This is a genomic window from Streptomyces venezuelae, assembly GCF_008642315.1.
Taxonomy (GTDB): domain Bacteria; phylum Actinomycetota; class Actinomycetes; order Streptomycetales; family Streptomycetaceae; genus Streptomyces; species Streptomyces venezuelae_D.
On record NZ_CP029192.1, the window covers coordinates 3,835,820 to 3,857,502 of the forward strand.

Annotated in this window: 17 protein-coding genes; 2 read left to right on the forward strand and 15 right to left on the reverse strand. The window is 70.7% G+C overall.

The genetic code is table 11. From position 1 onward, the window contains the following. Positions 1-11 precede the first annotated feature (11 nt). Genes DEJ48_RS16320 through DEJ48_RS16350 form a run of 7 tightly spaced genes read right to left on the reverse strand, consistent with a single transcriptional unit; the run spans position 12 to position 7,719 of the window. Positions 12-2,525, reverse strand: coding sequence for an NADH-quinone oxidoreductase subunit G (locus DEJ48_RS16320; RefSeq protein WP_150216879.1), 2,514 nt, complete (start codon positions 2,523-2,525; stop codon positions 12-14). Then, entirely contained in the window at positions 2,522-3,883 is a 1,362-nt protein-coding gene (gene nuoF, locus DEJ48_RS16325; RefSeq protein ID WP_150216880.1) for an NADH-quinone oxidoreductase subunit NuoF, read from the reverse strand. The genes DEJ48_RS16320 and nuoF overlap by 4 nt, the downstream gene beginning before the upstream one ends. Next, positions 3,883-4,734, reverse strand: coding sequence for an NADH-quinone oxidoreductase subunit NuoE (gene nuoE / locus DEJ48_RS16330; RefSeq protein WP_150216882.1), 852 nt, complete (start codon positions 4,732-4,734; stop codon positions 3,883-3,885). The genes nuoF and nuoE overlap by 1 nt, the downstream gene beginning before the upstream one ends. Then, positions 4,731-6,065, reverse strand: coding sequence for an NADH-quinone oxidoreductase subunit D (locus tag DEJ48_RS16335; RefSeq protein WP_150216884.1), 1,335 nt, complete (start codon positions 6,063-6,065; stop codon positions 4,731-4,733). Before DEJ48_RS16335 ends, nuoE begins: the two co-directional genes overlap by 4 nt. Beyond that, positions 6,065-6,787 (reverse strand): NADH-quinone oxidoreductase subunit C, encoded by a 723-nt coding sequence (locus DEJ48_RS16340; protein WP_150216886.1) that lies wholly within the window; start codon positions 6,785-6,787, stop codon positions 6,065-6,067. Before DEJ48_RS16340 ends, DEJ48_RS16335 begins: the two co-directional genes overlap by 1 nt. Then, positions 6,784-7,338 (reverse strand): NuoB/complex I 20 kDa subunit family protein, encoded by a 555-nt coding sequence (locus tag DEJ48_RS16345; RefSeq protein WP_055564035.1) that lies wholly within the window; start codon positions 7,336-7,338, stop codon positions 6,784-6,786. The genes DEJ48_RS16340 and DEJ48_RS16345 overlap by 4 nt, the downstream gene beginning before the upstream one ends. 21 nt (positions 7,339-7,359) lie before the next feature. Next, positions 7,360-7,719 (reverse strand): NADH-quinone oxidoreductase subunit A, encoded by a 360-nt coding sequence (locus DEJ48_RS16350; protein WP_003992243.1) that lies wholly within the window; start codon positions 7,717-7,719, stop codon positions 7,360-7,362. Positions 7,720-8,497: 778 nt separating this feature from the next. On the opposite strand from DEJ48_RS16350, the gene DEJ48_RS16355 reads away from it, so the two are divergent. Continuing rightward, positions 8,498-9,316: a C40 family peptidase gene (locus DEJ48_RS16355; protein ID WP_150216888.1), complete on the forward strand. Its 819-nt coding sequence runs from the start codon at positions 8,498-8,500 to the stop codon at positions 9,314-9,316. A gap of 124 nt (positions 9,317-9,440) precedes the next feature. Here the strand turns inward: DEJ48_RS16355 and DEJ48_RS16360 are convergent, their stop codons facing one another. Together DEJ48_RS16360 and DEJ48_RS16365 are read right to left on the reverse strand one after the other, a co-directional pair. Next, entirely contained in the window at positions 9,441-9,770 is a 330-nt protein-coding gene (locus DEJ48_RS16360; RefSeq protein WP_150216890.1) for a putative quinol monooxygenase, read from the reverse strand. 61 nt (positions 9,771-9,831) lie between these two features. After that, positions 9,832-11,118 (reverse strand): geranylgeranyl reductase family protein, encoded by a 1,287-nt coding sequence (locus DEJ48_RS16365; protein ID WP_150216891.1) that lies wholly within the window; start codon positions 11,116-11,118, stop codon positions 9,832-9,834. Positions 11,119-11,215: 97 nt separating this feature from the next. Here DEJ48_RS16365 and DEJ48_RS16370 point away from each other — a divergent pair, with 97 nt between their 5' ends. Then, positions 11,216-11,767 carry a GNAT family N-acetyltransferase gene (locus DEJ48_RS16370; RefSeq protein ID WP_223832063.1) on the forward strand — a complete coding sequence of 184 codons (552 nt, stop codon included), beginning with the start codon at positions 11,216-11,218 and terminating at the stop codon, positions 11,765-11,767. Positions 11,768-11,789: 22 nt separating this feature from the next. Here the strand turns inward: DEJ48_RS16370 and DEJ48_RS16375 are convergent, their stop codons facing one another. The 6 genes from DEJ48_RS16375 to DEJ48_RS16400 all read right to left on the reverse strand — a co-directional run bounded on the left by DEJ48_RS16375 (position 11,790) and on the right by DEJ48_RS16400 (position 21,354). After that, positions 11,790-14,288: a zinc ribbon domain-containing protein gene (locus DEJ48_RS16375; RefSeq protein WP_223832064.1), complete on the reverse strand. Its 2,499-nt coding sequence runs from the start codon at positions 14,286-14,288 to the stop codon at positions 11,790-11,792. A 200-nt stretch (positions 14,289-14,488) separates the two neighbouring features. Next, a complete protein-coding gene (locus tag DEJ48_RS16380) occupies positions 14,489-15,184 on the reverse strand; it encodes a demethylmenaquinone methyltransferase (RefSeq protein WP_150216892.1) in 696 nt (231 codons plus the stop codon). A gap of 458 nt (positions 15,185-15,642) precedes the next feature. After that, positions 15,643-16,242, reverse strand: a complete 600-nt coding sequence (locus DEJ48_RS16385; protein WP_150216893.1) for an imidazolonepropionase-like domain-containing protein — start codon at positions 16,240-16,242, stop codon at positions 15,643-15,645. A 17-nt stretch (positions 16,243-16,259) separates the two neighbouring features. Beyond that, positions 16,260-17,459: a cyclic dehypoxanthinyl futalosine synthase gene (gene mqnC, locus DEJ48_RS16390; RefSeq protein WP_150216895.1), complete on the reverse strand. Its 1,200-nt coding sequence runs from the start codon at positions 17,457-17,459 to the stop codon at positions 16,260-16,262. Positions 17,460-17,539: 80 nt separating this feature from the next. After that, entirely contained in the window at positions 17,540-18,268 is a 729-nt protein-coding gene (locus tag DEJ48_RS16395) for a prepilin peptidase (RefSeq protein ID WP_150216896.1), read from the reverse strand. 23 nt (positions 18,269-18,291) lie between these two features. Then, entirely contained in the window at positions 18,292-21,354 is a 3,063-nt protein-coding gene (locus tag DEJ48_RS16400) for a bacterial transcriptional activator domain-containing protein (protein ID WP_150216897.1), read from the reverse strand. Positions 21,355-21,683: the final 329 nt, after the last annotated feature.

Genomic DNA, 21,683 nt, shown 5'->3' on the forward strand with positions numbered 1-21,683 from the left:
CAGGGTGTGCGTCACGACGTCACCTCCGGGGCCTCAGTGGGCTCCGGCAGGACCGCCGGGCCGATGCGGACGAGGTCGCCGGGGCGGGCGCCGGTGTCCGACGTGACGCCTCCCCCGGTCGAGTTCAGCGGCAGCCAGACCACGCGGTCGGGCATCTCCGTGATCTGGAGCGGGAGTTCGGTCGCCCCCACCGGTCCGGCGACCGACAGGAGGTCGCCGTCCTTCACGCCCGCCTCCGCCGCGGTGGCCGCGGACACGCGCGCGTGGGCGGCGTGCCGCGTACCGGCCAGGGCCTCGTCGCCGTCCTGGAGGCGGCCCTGGTCGAGCAGCAGCCGGTGCCCCGAGAGGACGGCCTCGCCGGCGGCGGGCCGCGGCGGCTGGGCGCCGGTCTCCAGGGGGTCCGTGGCGTGCGGCCCGTCCCAGCCGCCGAGGCGGTCGAGCTCGCGGCGGAGGGTCAGCAGGTCGGGCAGGCCCAGGTGGATGTCACCGGCGTCGGCGAGCATGTGCAGCACGCGCGCGTCGGTGGGCGCCAGCCTGCGCGTCATCTGATCCGGCTTCAGCGCGGCGTCGAACATCCGCGCCCTCCCCTCCCAGTTGAGGAAGGTGCCCGGCTTCTCCGCGACGGCGGCGACGGGCAGCACCACGTCGGCCCGGTCCGTCACCTCACTGGGCCGCAGCTCCAGCGAGACCAGGAAGCCGACCTCGTCGAGCGCCGCACGCGCGCGTGCCGGGTCCGGCAGGTCGGCGACCTCGACACCCGCCACCAGGAGGGCACCGAGCTCACCGGTCGCGGCGGCCTCGATGATCTGGCCGGTGTCGCGGCCGTAGCGGTGCGGGAGTTCGGCGACTCCCCAGGCGGTCGCGACCTCGTCCCGCGCGCGCGGGTCGGTGGCCGGACGCCCGCCGGGCAGCAGCGACGGCAGGGCGCCCACCTCGACGGCGGCACGCTCCCCGGCCCTGCGCGGGATCCACACCAGCCGGGCGCCGGTCGCCGATGCGGCCCGCACGGCGGCGGTGAGTCCGCCGGGCACGGCCGCGAGCCGCTCACCGACGACGATGACCGCGCCCTCGGCGCGCAGGGCCTCGGAGGCCTCGGTGCCGGGGGCCTCCAGGCCTACGCCCGCGGCGAGGGCGTCCAGCCACTCGGTCTCGGTGCCCGGCGCCGCGGGCAGCAGCGTGCCGCCCGCCTTCTCCAGGCCGCGGGTCGCGAACGGCGCGAGGGAGAAGGTGCGCTGGCCGTGCTTGCGCCAGGCCTTGCGCAGCCTCAGGAAGACGCCCGGCGCCTCCTCCTCGGACTCGAACCCGGCGAGCAGGACGGCGGGCGCCTTCTCCAGGAGGGCGTACGTGACGCCGGTCCCGTCGAGGTCCCGGCCCCGGCCCGCCACCCGCGCCGCGAGGAAGTCGGCCTCCTCGCTGCTGTGCACGCGCGCGCGGAAATCGATGTCGTTCGTGTCGAGCGCCACGCGCGCGTACTTGCTGTACGCGTAGGCGTCCTCCACGGTGAGACGGCCGCCGACGAGGACTCCGGCCCGGCCGCGCGCGGCGGCGAGACCGGTGGCCGCGATCTCCAGGGCCTCGGGCCAGCTGGCGGGCTCCAGTTCACCCGTCGACGCGTTGCGCACCAGGGGTGTGGTGAGCCGGTCCGGGCGCTGCGCGTAACGGAAGCCGAAGCGTCCCTTGTCGCACATCCACTCTTCGTTGACCTCGGGGTCGTCCGCGGCGAGCCGCCGCATGACCTTGCCGCGCCGGTGGTCCGTGCGCGTGGCGCAGCCACCCGAGCAGTGCTCGCACACCGAAGGGGACGACACCAGGTCGAAGGGCCGGGAGCGGAAGCGATACGCCGCCGAGGTCAGCGCGCCGACCGGGCAGATCTGAATGGTGTTCCCGGAGAAGTACGACTCGAAGGGGTCGCCCTCGCCGGTGCCGACCTGCTGGAGGGCGCCGCGCTCGATGAGCTCGATCATCGGGTCGCCCGCGACCTGGTTGCTGAAGCGGGTGCAGCGCGCGCAGAGCACGCACCGTTCGCGGTCGAGCAGCACCTGGGTGGAGATCGGCACCGGCTTCTCGTACGTCCGCTTCTTGCCCTCGAAGCGGGTGTCCGAGTCACCGACCTGCATCGCCTGGTTCTGCAGCGGGCACTCGCCGCCCTTGTCACAGACGGGGCAGTCCAGCGGGTGGTTGATGAGCAGCAGCTCCATCACGCCGCGCTGCGACTTCTCCGCGACGGCGGAGGTCAGCTGTGACTTCACGACCATGCCGTCGGTGCAGGTGATGGTGCAGGACGCCATCGGCTTGCGCTGGCCCTCCACCTCGACGATGCACTGGCGGCAGGCGCCCGCGGGGTCGAGCAGCGGGTGGTCGCAGAACCGCGGGATCTCGATGCCGAGCAGCTCGGCCGCCCGGATCACCAGCGTCCCCTTGGGCACGCTGATCTCGATGCCGTCGATGGTCAGCGAGACGAGATCCTCGGGCGGGACCGCCGCCTCCCCGCCCCCGGAGGCGGCGTTGTTGGTGGTCACTGTCATGCGTTCACCTGCGCGCTTTCAGCGGGCCGGTCGGCCCAGAGAGTCGACTTGGCCGGGTCGAAGGGGCAGCCCTTGCCGGTGATGTGCTGCTCGTACTCCGCACGGAAGTACTTGAGGGAGGAGAAGATCGGCGAGGCCGCGCCGTCGCCCAGGGCGCAGAAGGACTTGCCGTTGATGTTGTCGGCGATGTCGTTCAGCTTGTCGAGGTCGGCCATGGCGCCCTTGCCGGCCTCGATGTCGCGGAGCAACTGCACCAGCCAGTACGTCCCTTCGCGGCAGGGCGTGCACTTGCCGCAGGACTCGTGGGCGTAGAACTCGGTCCAGCGGGTCACGGCCCGCACGACGCACGTCGTCTCGTCGAAGCACTGGAGCGCCTTGGTGCCGAGCATCGATCCGGCGGCGCCGACGCCCTCGTAGTCGAGGGGGACGTCGAGGTGCTCGTCGGTGAACATCGGCGTCGACGAGCCGCCCGGTGTCCAGAACTTGAGCCGGTGCCCGGCGCGCATGCCGCCGCTCATGTCGAGCAGCTGGCGCAGCGTGATGCCGAGCGGTCCTTCGTACTGGCCGGGGTTGGTGACGTGCCCGCTCAGCGAGTAGAGCGTGAAGCCCGGCGACTTCTCGCTTCCCATCGACTTGAACCAGTCTTTCCCCCGATTGAGGATCGCGGGAACGGACGCGATGGACTCGACGTTATTCACGACAGTGGGGCACGCGTAGAGGCCCGCGACGGCAGGGAAGGGGGGACGCAGTCGCGGTTGGCCGCGGCGGCCTTCGAGCGAGTCGAGCAGTGCGGTCTCTTCACCACAGATGTACGCGCCCGCGCCCGCGTGCACGGTGAGTTCGAGGTCGAGTCCGCTGCCCAGCACGTTCTTCCCGAGGTAGCCCGCCGCATACGCCTCGCGGACGGCCTCGTGCAGCCTGCGCAGGACGGGGACGACTTCACCCCGCAGATAGATGAAGGCATGCGACGACCTGATCGCGTGGCACGCGATGACGATCCCCTCGATGAGGGAATGCGGGTTCGCGAAGAGGAGCGGGATGTCCTTGCAGGTCCCCGGCTCCGATTCGTCGGCGTTGACAACTAGATAGTGCGGCTTGCCGTCTCCCTGCGGGATGAACTGCCACTTCATTCCGGTGGGGAAGCCCGCGCCGCCCCTGCCCCGCAGGCCGGAGTCCTTCACGTACGCGATGACGTCGTCCGGGGCCATGGCGAGCGCCTTGCGCAGGCCTTCGTACCCCTCGTGCCGTCGGTAGGTCTCCAGCGTCCAGGACTTCTCCTCGTCCCAGAAGGCCGAAAGGACCGGTGCGAGCAGCTTCTCGGGGCTGGTCTCGTTGTCGATCTCGGCTGCCAAGGTCATCACTCCCCCTCCTCGGCGGCGGGCCCTGCCGGGTGCGCCGGGTCGGACGCCGAGGTCTCCTGCGGTGCGTCGTGCGAGCTGAGGTGCTCGGCGGGGGCCTCGTCCTGAGGTCCTCCGGTACGCGGGTGGACCACGCGCGGCTGCGGCTCCTCGCCCTTGGCAAGGCGCAGTCCGATGAGCGAGGCGGGGCCCGCGCCGCCGCTCGCCTCCACGGCGCCGGGCCGCTGGTCGGGGAAGCCCGCCAGGATCCGGGCGGTCTCCTTGTACGTGCAGAGCGGCGCCCCGCGCGTGGGCTCGACCGGTACGCCCGCGCGCAGGTCGTCCACGAGCCGCTTGGCGGACTCGGGAGTCTGGTTGTCGAAGAACTCCCAGTTGACCATCACCACGGGGGCGAAGTCGCAGGCGGCGTTGCACTCGATGTGCTCAAGAGTGATCTTGCCGTCCTCGGTCGTCTCGTCGTTGCCGACGCCGAGGTGCTGCTTGAGTTCGTCGAAGATCGCGTCGCCGCCCATGACGGCGCACAGCGTGTTGGTGCAGACGCCGACCTGGTAGTCACCCGACGGCTTGCGCCGGTACATGGTGTAGAAGGTCGCCACGGCCGTCACCTCGGCGGTGGTCAGGCCCAGCATCTCGGCGCAGAACCGCATGCCCGTGCGCGTGATGTGGCCCTCCTCGGACTGCACCAGGTGCAGCAGCGGGAGGAGGGCGGACCGGGACCCGGGGTAGCGCGCGATGACGTCCTTGGCGTCCGCCTCCAGGCGGGCCCGCACATCGGCCGGGTAGTCGGGGGCGGGGAGTTGGGGCATGCCCAGGCTGACGCCCGTGCCCTGTTCCGAAGGAGTGGTGGTCACCGGTCGACGCCTCCCATCACGGGGTCGATGGAGGCGACGGCGACGATGACGTCGGCGACCTGGCCGCCTTCGCACATGGCCGCCATGGCCTGCAGGTTGGTGAAGGACGGGTCGCGGAAGTGGACCCGGTAGGGGCGGGTGCCTCCGTCGGAGACGACGTGCACGCCGAGCTCGCCCTTGGGCGACTCGACCGCCGCGTACGTCTGGCCCGGCGGGACCCGGAAGCCCTCGGTCACCAGCTTGAAGTGGTGGATGAGGGACTCCATGGAGGTGCCCATGATCTTCTTGATGTGGTCGAGCGAGTTGCCGAGCCCGTCGGGGCCGAGGGCCAGTTGGGCGGGCCAGGCGATCTTCTTGTCCTCGACCATGACCGGGCCCGGGGCGAGCCGCTCGATGCACTGCTCGACGATGCGCAGCGACTGCCGCATCTCCTCCAGGCGGATCAGGAAACGCCCGTAGGAGTCGCAGGTGTCGGCGGTCGGGACGTCGAACTCGTAGTTCTCGTAGCCGCAGTAGGGCTGGGACTTGCGCAGGTCGTGCGGGAGGCCCGCCGAGCGCAGGACCGGGCCCGTGGCGCCGAGGGCCATGCAGCCTGCGAGGTCGAGGTAGCCGACGTCCTGCATGCGGGCCTTGAAGATGGGGTTCCCGGTGGCGAGCTTGTCGTACTCCGGGAGGTTCTTCTTCATGGTCTTCACGAACTCGCGGAGCTGGTCGACCGTGCCGGGGGGCAGGTCCTGGGCGAGTCCGCCGGGCCGGACGTACGCGTGGTTCATGCGCAGGCCGGTGATGAGTTCGAAGACATCGAGAACGAGTTCACGATCCCGGAAGCCGTAGATCATGATCGTCGTGGCGCCGAGCTCCATGCCGCCGGTGGCGATGCACACCAGGTGCGAGGAGAGACGGTTGAGCTCCATGAGGAGCACGCGGATGACCGAGGCGCGGTCGGGGATCTGGTCCTCGATGCCGAGGAGCTTCTCGACCCCGAGGCAGTACGCCGTCTCGTTGAAGAACGGCGTCAGGTAGTCCATGCGCGTGACGAACGTCGTGCCCTGCGTCCACGTGCGGTACTCGAGGTTCTTCTCGATGCCGGTGTGCAGGTAGCCGATGCCGCAGCGGGCTTCGGAGACGGTCTCGCCCTCGATCTCCAGGATGAGCCGGAGCACGCCGTGTGTGGACGGGTGCTGGGGGCCCATGTTGACGATGATGCGTTCGTCGTCGGCCTTGGCCGCCGACTGGACGACCTCGTCCCAGTCGCCGCCGGTGACCGTATATACGGTCCCCTCGGTCGTCTCGCGGGGGGAAGCGTGGGATGTTCCCTGAGTGGCAGACATCAGCTGTACGACCTCCGCTGGTCCGGAGCCGGGATCTGGGCGCCCTTGTATTCGACGGGGATGCCGCCGAGGGGGTAGTCCTTGCGCTGCGGGAAGCCCTGCCAGTCGTCCGGCATCATGATCCGCGTGAGCGCCGGGTGGCCGTCGAAGACGAGGCCGAAGAAGTCGTACGCCTCGCGCTCGTGCCAGTCGTTGGTCGGGTAGACCGCGACCAGTGAGGGCAGGTGCGGATCGGCTTCGGGGACACCTACTTCGAGCCGGATCAGCCGGTTGTGGGTGATCGAGCGCAGGTGGTAGACGGCGTGCAGCTCGCGGCCCTTGTCGCCGGGGAGGTGCACCCCGCTCACGCCCGTGCAGAGCTCGAAGCGCAGGGCCGGGTCGTCGCGCAGGGTCCTGGCCACGCGGACGAGGTGCTCGCGCTCGATGTGGAAGGTGAGCTCGTCGCGGTCGACGACCGTCTTCTCGATCGCGTTCTCCGGGACGAGGCCCTGCTCCTCGAGGGCGCCTTCCAGTTCGTCCGCGGTTTCGTCGAACCAGCCGCCGTAGGGGCGCGAGGAGGCGCCGGGCAGGGTGATGGTCCGTACGAGCCCGCCGTACCCGGACGTGTCGCCGCCGTTGTTGGCGCCGAACATGCCCTTGCGTACGCCGATGACCTCGCCGGCCTCGTCGCGCGGCGCGGGGACGCCGTTGCCGTTCAGATGCTCGTCGGGCGCGTCGCTCACCGCAGCAGCCCCTTCATCTCGATGGTGGGGAGCGCCTTGAGGGCCGCCTCCTCCGCCTCACGGGCGGCTTCTTCCGCGTTCACGCCGAGCTTGGTGTTCTGGATCTTCTGATGGAGCTTGAGAATCGCGTCCAACAGCATCTCGGGGCGCGGCGGGCAGCCGGGCAAATAGATGTCAACCGGGACAACATGGTCGACACCTTGCACAATCGCGTAATTGTTGAACATTCCACCCGATGACGCGCAAACACCCATGGAGATGACCCACTTGGGGTTGGGCATCTGGTCATAGACCTGGCGGAGCACCGGCGCCATCTTCTGGCTCACCCGGCCCGCGACGATCATCAGGTCGGCCTGGCGCGGCGAGCCGCGGAACACCTCCATGCCGAAGCGCGCCATGTCATAGCGCCCGGCACCGGTCGTCATCATCTCGATGGCGCAGCAGGCGAGACCGAACGTGGCGGGGAAGACGGACGACTTCCGCATCCAGCCCGCGGCCTGCTCGACGGTGGTCAGCAGAAACCCGCTCGGCAGCTTCTCTTCGATTCCCATGCTCTTTGACCCCTCAGACCCTTAGTCCCATTCCAGGCCGCCGCGCCGCCATACGTACGCATAGGCGACAAAGACGGTGAGCACGAAGAGCAGCATCTCCACGAGCCCGAAAATCCCCAGCGCGTCGAAGGTGACGGCCCAGGGATAGAGGAAGACGATCTCGATGTCGAAGACGATGAAGAGCATCGCCGTCAGGTAGTACTTGATGGGGAATCGCCCGCCGCCTGCCGGCGTCGGTGTCGGCTCGATGCCGCACTCATAGGCCTCTAGCTTCGCGCGGTTGTACCGCTTTGGACCGATAAGCGTGGCCATGACCACGGAGAAGATCGCAAAGCCTGCCCCGAGGGCTCCCAGCACGAGGATGGGCGCATAGGCGTTCACGCTCCTCGCTCCTCTCAGTCGGCACTGACTGTTGGCGGTTGCGTCGGGCCGCGCCCTGCTCCCCTCAAGATCGCTTACATGTGAAGCAGGTCACAAGCCCAACTGCCCCGCATCCTATGCCCGGCGGTCTGTGATCTGCGACACGGGGTACGACAACGGCTTTGTGATCTCCACCACCTGACGAAGGATCATGAAGTCGGATGAGCGGTGATCTTCGCACGCGAAGCGCCTGAGTGATCACTAGAGGTGACATCTCAGCGCGTCATCGCTGGTCGAAGAGGTGTCGCACTATCAAGCGATGGCCTCTGCAAGCAAATTGGCGCTGGACCGGTTCGCTTGGTAAAGGAGCCGCGTTCACACTTTGGCGGCAGAGGTGTGGACGGATGTGGACGCGTGCGCGGATTCACGAGCGACCACCCACCGGAGGAGCCGGGTCCGGCGACCCCTTCAAGAGGTGTCGGAATCTGCGGGAGATCTCAGGGATGTCTCAGCGAGATCTCAGGGAGATCCCCTGGAGCCCACGATGTGACCTGTGCCACACCGGCAACTTCCGTGAATAAGCCGGGCTTGGCCAACGGACTCAACGGGTGGTAGACCGAGGGCAATTCGGACGTATCGCAGAAAACCCATGATCACAGGCGTGATCCACCCTGTCCGCATTGCCCGTTACGGCGTCAATAAGAAGCGACACGCCCGGGATTCGAGCGCGGAAACGGCAACTGTGGCGCAGCACACGTTTCTTGAAGGGAACCGTGGGTCCCTGCTAGCAGTTGTTCTCATGTCCCACACCGCTCACATACCCAGCCACCGGAAGCCCCGTCGCAGCGCCTCGAAGATCGCCCTGCGTGCCGGAGTTGCCGGTGGCGTCCTCAGCACCCTGGCAGTGGCCGCGGCGGCCGGTACGGCTAACGCTGCCGAGCCGGTGTCCGAGACCATCGAGATGCCCACCCTCTCCACCGATCTGTCCGCTCAGATCGCGCAGTCGGCGGACGCCACGCAGCAGGCCGCCGACACCTACGAGTCGCGCGCCGAGCAGGACGCCGCCGCCTCCAAGGCCGCCAAGCAGGCCAAGGCGGACCTTGCGAAGGCGGAGAAGAAGGCCGAGGCCGAGCGCAAGGCCGAGGCCGCCGCGAAGAAGAAGGCCGCGGAGGAGCGCGCTTCGCGTTCCGCCGAGCGCACGTCGCTCTCCACGCAGTCCGCCGGCGGTGGCTCCAACACCGCGGACGCCCCGGCTCCGGCCAGCGGCAGCGTCGGCTCCGTCATCGGCTTCCTCAAGGCCCAGCTGGGCGACGCCTATGTGATGGGTGCCTCGGGCCCGAACGCCTGGGACTGCTCCAGCCTGGTGCAGGCCGCGTTCAAGCAGGCGGGCGTGGACCTCCCGCGCGTCTCGCAGGACCAGTCGACGATGGGCACCGAGGTCGGCACTTCGAACCTGCAGGTCGGCGACATCCTGTACTGGGGCGGCAAGGGCTCCGCGTACCACGTCGGTGTGTACATCGGTAACGGCCAGTACCTGGACGCCGCCAACCCCGGCAAGGGCGTTGTCATCCAGGACCTGTCGGGTTACCCGGCCTCGGGCGCCGTGCGCGTCCTCTGACGGCCTCTTAGAGCCACGACCAAGGGCCGGAACCCCCCTGGAGGGGTTCCGGCCCTTGGTGTGCCCTGAGGCGCCTTCTCAGGCGTTCCGCGGCGTCCGCTTCAGAAGTTCTTCGGCTTCCGCTTCAGGCGTTCTTCGGCTTCAGCTCCGCCATCTCGGACCAACCGCTGCCCTCGATCTCGGTGTTCACGATCTGCGGCACGGTCGCGATGAGCCCGCCCATCGTCTCCAGACCGGCCTTGAAGTGGTCGGAGTTGACGTGCGCGGCGCCCGCGTCCCCGTCGGCGAAGGCCTCCAGGAGCACGAACTGGTTCGGGTCCTCCACGGAGCGGGACCACTCGAAGAAGATGTTGCCCGGCTCCGCGCGCGTGGCGGCGGTGAATGCGGCGGTCCGCTCGAGCCAGCTGTCGCTGTGCTCGGGGCGGACGGTGAACTTGACGGCAATAAATATCATGCGTCCATTTTGCACCGTACCGTGCGGACCGCCCACCGGGGCTACGCCTTCCGTGCCGGGGTCAGGCCTTCGGTGCCACCTTGCTCAGCCCGTTGATGATGCGGTCCATCGCGTCGCCGCCCATCGGGTCCGTCAGGTTCGCCAGCATCTTCAGCGTGAACCGCATCAGGACCGGGTGGGACAGGCCGCGCTGGGTCGCGATCTTCATGACCTTCGGGTTGCCGATGAGCTTCACGAAGGCGCGGCCCAGCGTGTAGTAGCCGCCGTAGACCTCCTTGAGCGTCTTCGGGTAGTTCTGCAGCGCCAGTTCCCGCTGGGCGGGGGTGGCACGCGCGTGCGCCTGCGCGATGACGTCCGCCGCGATCTGGCCGGACTCCATGGCGTACGCGATGCCCTCGCCGTTGAAGGGGTTCACCAGGCCACCCGCGTCACCGACGAGCAGCAGGCCCTTCGTGTAGTGCGGCTGACGGTTGAAGGCCATCGGCAGGGCGGCGCCGCGGATCGGCATCGTCATGTTCTCCGGGGTGTAGCCCCAGTCCTCCGGCATCGAGGCGCACCAGGCCTTGAGGACCTCGCGCCAGTCCAGCTCCCGGAACGACTTGGAGGAGTTGAGGATGCCGAGGCCGACGTTGGACGTGCCGTCGCCCATGCCGAAGATCCAGCCGTAACCCGGCAGGAGGCGGTCCTCGCCGGGGCCGCGGCGGTCCCACAGTTCCAGCCACGACTCCAGGTAGTCGTCGTCGTGGCGGGGCGAGGTGAAGTACGTGCGGACGGCGACGCCCATCGGGCGGTCCTCGCGGCGGTGCAGGCCCATCGCGAGCGAGATCCGCGAGGAGTTGCCGTCGGCCGCGACGACGAGCGGGGCGTGGAAGGTGACCGGGGTCTTCTCCTCGCCCATCTTGGCGTGCACGCCGGTGATGCGGCCGGTGCGGTCGTCGAGGATGGGCTCACCGACGTTGCACCGCTCGTACAGGCGTGCGCCCGCCTTCTGCGCCTGCCGCGCGAGCTGCTCGTCGAAGTCGTCGCGCTTCCGCACGAGTCCGTAGTCCGGGTAGGAGGCGAGATCCGGCCAGTCCAACTGGAGCCGTACACCGCCGCCGATGATGCGCAGGCCCTTGTTCCGCAGCCAGCCCGCCTCTTCGGAGATGTCGATTCCCATGGACACCAGCTGCTTGGTGGCGCGGGGCGTGAGCCCGTCACCGCAGACCTTTTCCCTCGGAAACGCGGTCTTCTCAAGGAGGAGGACGTCAAGACCGGCCTTCGCCAGGTAGTACGCCGTCGTCGAACCGGCGGGGCCGGCGCCGACGACGATGACGTCCGCGGTGTGTTCGGAGAGGGGCTCGGTCACGGCGGGTTCTCCCCAAGGCTCGAAATCTGTGTGCCGACCGGCACGGGATATGGGCAGTCTATGAGGCGGTACTGATCAGCCAGCCGAAGGGCCACACGTGACCGAGCAGACCGATACCCTGCCCGCGCCGCTCCTCCCCGCCGTGGAGCTGCGCGTCCCCACACATGAGGACGCTTTCGCGTGGCACCGCCTCTTCGACGACCCCGAGGTCATGGAGTTCTTCGGCGGGTCCTCGGCGGAGCTCTCCATGTACGAGGAGCTGACCGCCCGGCAGCGCAGACACGACGCCGAACTGGGCTACTGCCTGTGGACCATGCTCGACGCGGCCGGTGAACCGATCGGCTTCACCGGCGCGCAGCCGTGGCCCAGGACGTGGGGGCCGGTCGGCGAGATCGAGATCGGCTGGCGGCTCGGGCGCGCCGCCTGGGGCAAGGGGTACGCGTCCGCCGCCGCGGAGGCGACGGTGGAACGGTTGCGGGCGGTGGGGGTGCCGAGCGTCGTCGCGATGATCGTCTCCGAGAACGAGCGGTCCATCGCGGTGGCCCGGCGGCTCGGCATGGAGCTCGCCGAGTCCTTCACCACTCCCCCGTTGGTGCCCGGCGTCGAGTCGTCGCGGCGTACGTCGCACTGCTTCCGGCTCGTCCTGTAAGACGACTGACGCCGGCACCGGGTCAGTCCGTGAGGCGCCACGTGTCCAGCGCGGCGCCGTGCGTCTTGGCGCCCTCGCCCGCGGGCCAGAAGTCCTCGCGCCAGGAGAGCTGGATCGCGTACTCCGTGCCGTTCTGGGCGACGTAACTCTGGTTGAGGGCGTGGATCGTGCGGCCGCCCTTGTCGGTGTACGTGTACTCCCAGATCGCCCCGTCACGCCCCTGGAAGGTGTTCTCCTCCATCCGGATGCGGTCGTAGTCCGACTTGTCCGGTGCGGCCTTGGTGTGCTTCTCGATGTTCCTGAAGTTCTCGTACGAGGTGTAGGGGGCATCGGCGACGACACCGACGAGGAACTCCTCGCGCCCCGTCGACCCGGCATAGGTGATCTGTCCGGGTCGCTCGGGGTTGACGGGCTGTCGGGACCAGCCCTCGGGCACGGCGAAGGAGAAGCCTTCGGGGTCCGTGACGCGTTCGGTGCCCTCGGGGGCCTCGGGGGCCTCGGGGGCCTCGTCGGATGAGGAAGCGGGGGTCGGGGTCTGGCCGGTGTCGTCGGTCGGGTCACCGCTCGGGGCGCCGGTCGGGTCCTCGGAGCGGCTGACCGCGGGCCTGTTGTCCTTGCCCGCGTTGTCCCCGTTGCCCGCCTTGTCGTCCCCCATGTCCCGCCAGAGCAGCGCGCCGGCGGTGGCGCCGCCTCCGACGACGAGGGCCACGACGATGGTGACCACCCAGATGGTGGCTCGGTTGTGAGGCTTGGTGGGGGCGAGGTGGACGGGGTGCGCGGGGTGCGCGGGGTCCATGGGGGTGAGGTGGGCCGCGGGTGTGGGGTGGGCCGGGGGTGGGGTGTGGGCGGCGGCCGTTTGGGTGGGGGCCGCCGAGGTCGGGGTCGGGGTGGCGGGCGCTTGGGACGGGGGTGTCTGTGACGGGGGCGTCTGGGGGGCCGCGGGGAGCGGCGCATACGTGAGAGGGGTAGGGGGTGCGGTCTGTCGGCCCGTCATCTGGAGGAGGTACGGGCCGAGCAGCGCCGCGGGGAAGATCCACAACAGGCCGAACAGCAGCATCTCCGGGACGCTCAGGCCCGTATCCACGCTGCTGCCGCCACCGCTGCTCGACCCGCCGAATCCCGAACCGCTGTCGAACGCCTGCCCGGACACCTCCACGCCGATCCCGCTGAACCCTGCGAGCAGCAGGACCATGCCGAAGAAGACTCCCGCGGCGAGGAGCTGCTCGCCCCGGCCCACGCAGCGCCGGGCTGCGAGCACGCCGAGCGTCAGCGCGCAGACGAGGCCGAGCGCCAACGCGCCCACGACCGCCCAGTCGTTGGTGACGTCACCGAGTTCGGAGAGCCCGAACGACCCGCTCTCGCGCCCGCCGCCGTACATCGAGCTGCTGCCGCGCACCGAGGCCTCCGCGCCCGCGCCCCAGCCGATGCCGAGTGCCGTCACCGCGAGGTTCGGCAGGATCAGCAGCGCGACCAGGAGCGGTGAGATGTCGGAGTCGTCGAGGTCCGTGATCTCGGACAGGTCGTCCACTTGGGCGAGGCTGATGAAGGCGACGACCGAGCAGAGGACGAGTACGACGACCAGGGCGCGAAGTGCCGTGCCCGTCACCCGGACGAGGGTCTGCGCTCCCGGCCGGGCTGTCACCCTCGCCCACAGCGACGTGTCCACGCGGAGCAACACCGCGCCGGAGACGGCGAGTCCGAGCAGGAGCGCGCCCAACGCGGCGAGCACCGGCGACGACGACAGTTCCACGCCCTCGATCTCGGGCTGCGCGAAGAGCGCGAGCGCGAGCACGCCGACGGTCACCAACAGGGCGACGCGCACGGCGGCTTCGAGGCCCGCCGTCGCGCTGCCCTGCACCGCGCCGCGGGTCACGAGGCGGTTCCGGAGCACGCGTACGCCGATGTAGAGCGCCACGATCCACAGCGCGGTCATGGTCAGCGGGACCAGGTGCAGGGAGGCGGTGCCTTCCACGGCGGTCGTCGTCGAGCCGGGGCCCGAACCCAAGCCGGTGTCCGTGCCCAGGCCGGTGTCCGTGCCCAGGCCCAGGCCGTCGCTTCCGGAACCCGAGCCGAAGTCCGGCCTCTCCTCGCGGCCCGTGAACTCGAAGCCTCCGCCGACCGATTGGAGCAGGAGCGCGAGGGCGATGCGGAGCCGGTCGGTGAAGCCGAAGACGGCGTCGTCGTCCTGGCCGTACGCCGGGGTCGCGAGCGCGGCGGCACTGGCCAGCAGCAGCACGACGGGCCACAGCGCGGCCTGTACGGAGCCGGCCCAGTCGCCGCGGAAGGTGCGGGTGAAGAAGACTGCGAGGGGGGAGGGGGCGGCAGGGGTGGTGGGGGTGTAGGTGGGGCTGAGTGTGGGGGCTTGGGGTGGTGGGGGTGGGGCCTCGGGGGTCGGTGGCGTCTGCTCGGGCCGCGGAGACTCCTCCGCCGTCGGCGCCGGGAGGCGTTCGCGGCCGCACTTCATGCAGAAGCGGGCCTCATCGGGGCTGGGAGCCCCGCAGTGTGGGCAGTACGACGCCATCAAGACGCTCCGTGGACTCAGGAGTTCGGCAAGGAATGCGGACCGGCCCGTAAGCGCCGCATAAGTAAACGGCAGGGTCGTATCAACGGACACATCTTGCCCGGTGGCCGGTTCCCTCGGGTCCGCGGAATCCGAGTCTCAACTGGAGCGTTATGAATCAGCTCTGCTTGAGCGGCTCTGCTTGAGCGGCTCTGCTTTGATCAGTTCTGCTTGAAGCCGCGGTGCAGCGCCACGACGCCGCCCGTCAGGTTGCGCCAGGCGACCTTCGACCAGCCCGCGTCCTGCAGCAGCGCGGCCAGCGCCGGCTGGTCGGGCCAGGAGCGGATCGACTCCGCGAGGTAGACGTACGCGTCCGGGTTCGAGGAGACCGCACGGGCGACCGGGGGCAGCGCGCGCATCAGGTACTCCTCGTAGACCGTGCGGAACGGGGCCCACGTCGCGTGCGAGAACTCGCAGATCACGACCCGGCCGCCGGGCTTCGTCACGCGGTACAGCTCGCGGAGCGCGGCGCTCGTGTCCTGGATGTTGCGCAGGCCGAAGGAGATCGTGACGGCGTCGAAGGTGTCGTCCTTGAACGGCAGCTTCGTGCCGTCGCCCGCGGTGAACGGCATCCACGGGTGGCGCTGCTTGCCGACGCGCAGCATGCCGAGGGAGAAGTCGCAGGGGACGACGTAGGCGCCGGCCTGGGCGAAGGGCTGGGAGGAGGTGGCGGTGCCGGCGGCGAGGTCGAGGACCTTCTGGGCGGGGCGGGCGTCCACTGCCTTTGCGACTGCCTTGCGCCAGAGGCGGGCCTGGCCGAGGGAGAGCACGTCGTTGGTGAGGTCGTAGCGTTCTGCTACGTCGTCGAACATGGTGGCGACTTCGTGCGGCTGCTTGTCCAAGGTGGCTCGGGTCACCCGGCCCATTGTGTCAGGCCGGTCTTCTGCCTTGGCGGCGGGCTCTTTCGCCTGCGGCGGGCTCGTTCGCCTGCGGCGGGCTTTCTCGCGGTTGCGTCTGCCCCGCTTGGGCGCGTTCGCGGGTGCGGGTTCGTTGTGGTTGCTCGCGCAGTTCCCCGCGCCCCTAACTGGTCCACCTCGCCCGGCGCCTTTGAAAGCACCCGACTGGTCCACCTCGCCCGGCGCCTTTGAAAGCACCCGACTGGTCCACCTCGCCCGGTGCCTTGAAAGCGCCCGACTGGTCCACCTCGCCCGGCGCCTCGAAGGCAACCGACTGGTCCATCTCGCCCGGTGCCTTGAAAGCACCCGACTGGTCCGCCTCGCCCGGCGCCTTTGAAAGCGCCCGACTGGTCCACCTCGCCCGGTGCCTCGAAGGCAACCGTCCCCGTGAGGGAGCATCACCCCTGGCCACGGCAGGGTCAGCGTGCCCTGTAGACCAACCTGCCCTCGAGCACCGTTGCCACGCACGTGGCCGCGCCCCGTCTCACCAGGTCTTGGCGGTCTCGTACGTCGAAGATCGCGAAGCGGGCCGGGGAGGACCGGGAGAGGGGTGGGAGGAGGATCAAGGGGGTTGGGGAGAGGGATGGGGGGCCGGGGAGGGTCGGGGGGCGGTGGCCCACCGGTAGGGATGCTCTGCGGACCGCGTCCACGGCCGGGCGGGCGCGGAGGTCGCCGGCGACCGCCACCGTGCCGTGCGCCAGGAGGCGCTGGACGCCGCGGCGGGCGCTCGCCCCGAGGCGGGCGGGGTCGGCGGCGAAGATCGCGCGGGCGCGTTCGCCGCCGATGGGGTCGACACCGAGCGTGTCGGACTCGCGCGGGTCGGGGTGGTACGTCGCCTCCAGGAGTTCGGGGGCGTACGGGTTGAGGAGGCCGGGGGTCAGGATGCCGGGCCAGCGGCGGACGCGGGCCGACGGGTGCGCCGCGGCCAGGTCGTCGTACGGACCGACCGCCGCGACGCTCGCCCCGGAGACCAGGACCGCCGTCTCCGGGGTGTGCTCGGCGACGTGGAGGGTGAGCAAGAGAGGTCTCGCCGGGCTCAGTTGGAGGCGAGGAGCTTGAGCTCCGGGTGGGCCGTGCCGCCCTCGATCGCCGTGGAGGAGATGTGCGAGGCCACGCGGTCGTCGACCGGGTCGTTCGCCGGGTCGTCGTGCACGACGAGGTGCTCGTACGTCGTGGCGCGCTGCGCCGGGACCCGGTCCGCCGTGCGGATCATGTCGATCATGTCGCGCAGGTTGTTGCGGTGCTTGGCGCCCGCCGACGAGACGACGTTCTCCTCCAGCATGACCGAGCCCAGGTCGTCCGCTCCGTAGTGGAGGGTGAGCTGGCCCGCCTCCTTGCCGGTCGTCAGCCAGGAGCCCTGGATGTGCGCGACGTTGTCGAGGAAGATCCGGGAGATCGCGATCATGCGGATGTACTCGAAGATCGTCGCCTGGGTGCGGCCCTTGAGGTGGTTGTTCTCGGGCTGGTACGTGTACGGGATGAAGGCGCGGAAGCCACCCGTCCGGTCCTGCACGTCGCGGATCATCCGGAGGTGCTCGATGCGCTCGGCGTTCGTCTCGCCCGTGCCCATGAGCATCGTGGACGTGGACTCCACGCCCAGGTTGTGGGAGATCTCCATGATCTCCAGCCAGCGCTCGCCGGACTCCTTGAGGGGGGCGATGGCCTTGCGGGGGCGCGCGGGGAGCAGCTCGGCGCCGGCGCCCGCGAAGGAGTCGAGACCCGCCGCGTTGATGCGCTGGATGGCCTCCTCCACGGAGACCTTCGAGATGCGGGCCATGTGCTCGACCTCGGACGCGCCGAGGGAGTGGATGACCAGCTGCGGGAATTCCTTCTTGATCGCCGCGAAGTGCTTCTCGTAGTACTCGACGCCGTAGTCCGGGTGGTGGCCGCCCTGGAACATGATCTGGGTGCCGCCCAGCTCGACGGTCTCCGCGCAGCGGCGCAGGATGTCGTCGAGGTCGCGGCTCCAGCCCTTCTTCGTGTCCTTCGGAGCGGCGTAGAACGCGCAGAACTTGCACGCCGTCACGCAGACGTTCGTGTAGTTGATGTTGCGCTCGATGATGTACGTCGCGATGTGCTCCGTACCGGCGTACCGACGGCGGCGCACGGCGTCGGCGGCGGCGCCGAGCGCGTGCAGCGGAGCGTCGCGGTAGAGGTCGAGCGCCTCTTCCGGGGTGATCCGCCCACCTGCGGCGGCGCGGTCGAGGACGGACTGAAGGTCGGCCTTCTCGGTCACCGGGGCGTCCCTTTCGTAAGTTTCGTAAGGGTTGTGGACGGACCACGCCAGCGTACGCCAGGGGTGGGGAACGTCCGACGTCAGGCGGTGTAGCCCCCCAGCAGCAGCCCCACGAAGGCCCCGCCGATCAGGAACGGGCCGAAGGGGATCGCCGTCTTGCGGCTCGCGCGGCGGGCGACGACCAGGGCCGCGCCGTACAGCGAGGCCAGCAGGAAGCCGGCGAAGGTGCCGATCAGGAGGACGCCCCACCCGTACCAGCCGAGGACGGCGCCCAGGCCGAGCGCCAGCTTCACGTCGCCGAACCCCATGCCGTTGGGGTTGATGAGGAAGAGGACGAAGTAGGCGGCCGCGAGGGCGCATGATCCGTAGAGGGCTGTTCTCCAGGAGCCCGCCTGCTCCGGTACGAGTGTCACCGCTCCGAGCAGCGCGAGCGACGCGGCCGCCAGCGGGAGCGTCAGGACGTCCGGCAGGCGGTGCACGGTGAAGTCGACCAGGGCGAGGAGTACGCCGACGGGGGCGAGCAGGAGCCAGACCGCGAGCTCGGGGCGTGTGCCCGTGGTCGCGGCCAGCGCGGCGCAGACCAGGGCGGTGGTGAGGGCCGTGGCGGAGGTCCGGGGGCCGTATCCGGGGGCCTCCGCCTCCTGTCCGCATCGGGCCAGTCCCAGCCACCGCCCGAGCGGGTGTCCCTCCGGGCACTCGGCGCGCCACGGCTCGCCCGGCGGCACCGACAGGCGGTAGGCCGCTCGCGGCACGAAGAGTCCGGTGAAGGCGCCCCACAGGGCGCCTCCCAGGATGAGTGTCAACAGCAACGGCTACAGCTTCCCTCGTGGGCTCAGCCCGCCGCCGTGGCACCGCTGCGCCACGCCGGCAGCAGCTCGTCGAGGAGCGCCTCCGTGCGCGGCGGCAGCCCGCGGGCCCCGCTGCGGGCCATGAGATCCGCGGCGACCCGCTGGAGGCGGGCCGGGTCCTCCGTGGCGTGCGTGGCGCGGAGCAGCTCGTTCCAGAGCCGCTCGTCGCCGGGCGCCGAGCCCATCGCCGCGTTGAGCGCCTCGATCGCCTTCTCCGCGCGGCCCTTCTCCAGGTGGAACTCGGAGAGCGCGAGCCCGATGTCGGCGACGAGCAGCGGGAGCTGGGCGTCGATGATCTCGTGCGTGAGCCAGCCGTACCGCCCCCGCGGCCGGTCGGCGAGCAGCGGTCCGCGGACGAGGACCAGCGCGTCGGTGAGCATCCGGCCGCGCACCGCGCGGTTTCCGGCGCCGCGTCCCTGCGTCGCCTCGTGGTAGAGCGAGCGCAGCACGTCCAGGTCGGAGACCACCGACTTGGCGAGCGTGAGCCGTCCCGTGCGGTCGGCGCGCAGCCGCGGCGAGCCGTCGGGCTCGGTGCCGAGCCAGTCGCGCAGCCGGTCGACGAGGGCGTCCCGCACGTCGTCGGTGACGCCGCGCGGCCACAGCGCGGAGGCGAGCACCCGGGGGTGCACTCCCTCGCGGTGCAGGAGCAGCAGGGCGAGCGCCTCGTGCATCAGCGGGCTGCGCTCGCCGTCCGGGGTGTCGAGGCCGATGATCTCGTACGTGCCGACGAGGCGGGCGTAGACCGCGGGGCGGCCCTGCTCGGTGACGTCGACGAGGAACGGCGGCGCGGCGCCGGTGGGGCCGTCGCCGGGGCCCGTGGGGCTGCCGGAGCTCTCCGGGTCGGCGTCGGTGAACAGCTGGACGACGGCGCGCTGCTGGGCCTCCGGCAGCGACTGCGCCGCCAGTTCGAGCCCGAGCAACGGCGCGAGCAGCTTGCCGTCGCGGGTGATCTCCATCTCCCAGGCGGCGCCGGGCAGGTCCCCGGCCTCCGCTCCGACGAGGTAGCCGATGCCCAGGCGGCTCGCGTCGGCGGCGAGTTCGGCGAGCTTGACCGCGTCCTCGGCGCTCGGCTCGGCGGCGAGCAGCACCAAGTGCGGGGCCCAGCGGGTGTGCTGGGCGGGTCCCGTGCGGCCGGTGAGCACGGAGTCGTGCCCGGCGGCGCCGAGCGCGCCACGCCGCTGCCGCGTCTCGGCCTCCATCGTCTCGATGAGCGCCTCGACGTCCTCCAGGTGGCGGAGACGGTTGGGCGCGAGCGGCGTGAGGTCCTGGCCGAAGCCGACGACGGTGATGGTCATGCGGTCCGACCAGCCGTTGGTGGCGAGTTCGGCGGCGACCGACGCGAAGACGGCGGCGCGGTCGGCCTCGCCGCCGCTCAGCGACACGATGCCGGGCACGGCCTCCAGGTTGAGCAGGAGCCGCGAGTCGTCCAGGGTGCCCAGGCAGACGAGGCCGGGGTAGGGCGCGGCCGTGTCCACGTCCTCGTACCGCTCGGCGTCGGCGCGCGACAGCACCCAGAACGTCTGGTCCTGGCCCAGCTGCCAGGGCGCGGGCGGGCGTCCGGCGGGCGTGGCGAGCTGCAGGTGCAGGTCGCCGCCCGTCAGCCAGGCCGCGTACACAGTCGGAAGGGGGCGGTTCTCCTCGGTGAGCGAGGCGGCGAGGCCGCGCAGGGACCGGTCGAGGAGGCGTACGCCCTCGGGGTCGGCGCCCACGAGCAGCGCGTCCTGCACGTCGGCCGCGGTGCCGGTCGGCGTCGGCGGCTGCATGCCGCCGCGCCCGCCGACGGCGCCCATGGCGGACTGCCACAGCGCGTGACGGCGACGACGGCCGAGCGCGCCGAGGAGGCCGGCGGCGAGGAGGGGCGCGCCGAGGAGCGCCTCGGGCAGGCCGAAGTCGAAGCCTTCGGAGTCGGTTCCGGCGGTGGCGGAGGGAGCCTCGGCGGCGGGCGCCTCCGGCGTGGCCGGGGCCTGCGGCATGGCGGGCTTCTCCGGCGCGGCGGGGCGCTGCTCGGGGAGGACGATGTGGGCGGTGTCGTGGTCGACGGAGCTGCCGCCGCCCTGTTCCCGACCGCCGCCCTGCTCCTGGCCGCCGCCCTCCTGGGCCCCGCCGCCCTGGCGCTGGTCGCCCGTCTTCGAGTAGTCGGAGATCTGCTCCTTGACGTCCTCGGAGACCTTGGGCGCCTCGTCGGGCATCTCGACGAGCTCGCCGCCGTGCGCGTCCGCGGGCATCTCCATGATCCAGCCGGGCCGGATGAGGCTCGCCTCGGAGAGCTTCGAACCGTCGGGCTGCTCACGGTCCTTGTTGAGCTGGTAGATCTCCTTGTACCGGCGGCCGTCACCGAGGTGCCGCTCCGCGACCTCCCACAGGGAGTCGTGGTGGCGCCCCTCGGGAGGCTGGATCCGGTAGTACTTCGTGTCGCCGTCCTTGGCGGTGCTGCCGCCCCCGTCGGCGTGCGCGGCGGCCTGGTCGGCCTGCGCGGCCAGCGCGTCGGCGGCGGTCGCCGCGGCCTGCTGCTCCTGCCCGAAGAGACCGGGGGTCTGCTGGGCGCTCGCGGCGGACGCCGGCTTCTGGTTGCCCTCCAGGGACTGCCCGAACTGCGAGAGTCCCGGCGCGAAACTGGCCGCGGTGGCGCCCACGAGCAGCACGGCGGCGACGAGCTGCCGCGCGAGCATCTGGCTGCCGCCGGCACCCGGCACCCGGCCCGGAATGCCGACTCCGGAGAGGGCGGCCTTTATCTCGACGAGGACGCAGGCGGTGAACTGCGCCCAGGCGAACCAGACGACGACGGTCAGTACGTTGATGAACGTACTGACGGTGATCTCCTGCTGCAGCCAGCTCAGCGAGGGCGCGCCGCCCGGCAGCGGCCACCCCACGAAGACGACGAGGGCTCCGGGCACGCCGACGAGGAGCACGGCGAGCGCTACGAACGCGAGGAGGGCCTTGACGAAGTCCCCGACGGTGCGCCGACGCCGCGGCAACGGCTGCGGCGTCCGGTTCCGCGGGGACTGCGGGTTCGGCGGGCTCGTCGAGCGTGAGGTGGTGCGCGCCATGGCAGGTGTCCTGGTGTCCTGTGGGGAGGAGTGGATGGTCGGAGGGGGCGGGTGAGGCTACCGAGGTGATGTTACGGAAGGGGTCGGACGGGAGACAGGCCCGTACGGCCCCGGCCACCGGGCCCGCGGCCCGCTTCCTCCCTCCGCACCCGATAGGCCCGTTTCCCTCGCGGACCGGGTGCGTGGCCCGCGGACCGCGCTGAGCTTGCGGTTGTACGGATCGGGGGTCCCCGTCACAGTTCCGGTACGGATCCGCGGTGCGGGTCGGTGATGCGCCAATACTGGGCACGCAAAGGACCAGGTCGGCCTGTTGAAGGCGGCCGCTCTCG

Bases quoted from the DNA above. Each gene is read 5' to 3' on its own strand.
- DEJ48_RS16320 (WP_150216879.1), bottom strand. From the start codon at position 2,525: ATGACAGTGACCACCAACAACGCCGCCTCCGGGGGCGGGGAGGCGGCG.
- nuoF (WP_150216880.1), bottom strand. From the start codon at position 3,883: ATGACCTTGGCAGCCGAGATCGACAACGAGACCAGCCCCGAGAAGCTG.
- DEJ48_RS16335 (WP_150216884.1), bottom strand. From the start codon at position 6,065: ATGTCTGCCACTCAGGGAACATCCCACGCTTCCCCCCGCGAGACGACC.
- DEJ48_RS16345 (WP_055564035.1), bottom strand. From the start codon at position 7,338: ATGGGAATCGAAGAGAAGCTGCCGAGCGGGTTTCTGCTGACCACCGTC.
- DEJ48_RS16355 (WP_150216888.1), top strand. From the start codon at position 8,498: ATGTCCCACACCGCTCACATACCCAGCCACCGGAAGCCCCGTCGCAGC.
- DEJ48_RS16360 (WP_150216890.1), bottom strand. From the start codon at position 9,770: ATGATATTTATTGCCGTCAAGTTCACCGTCCGCCCCGAGCACAGCGAC.
- DEJ48_RS16375 (WP_223832064.1), bottom strand. From the start codon at position 14,288: ATGGCGTCGTACTGCCCACACTGCGGGGCTCCCAGCCCCGATGAGGCC.
- DEJ48_RS16400 (WP_150216897.1), bottom strand. From the start codon at position 21,354: ATGGCGCGCACCACCTCACGCTCGACGAGCCCGCCGAACCCGCAGTCC.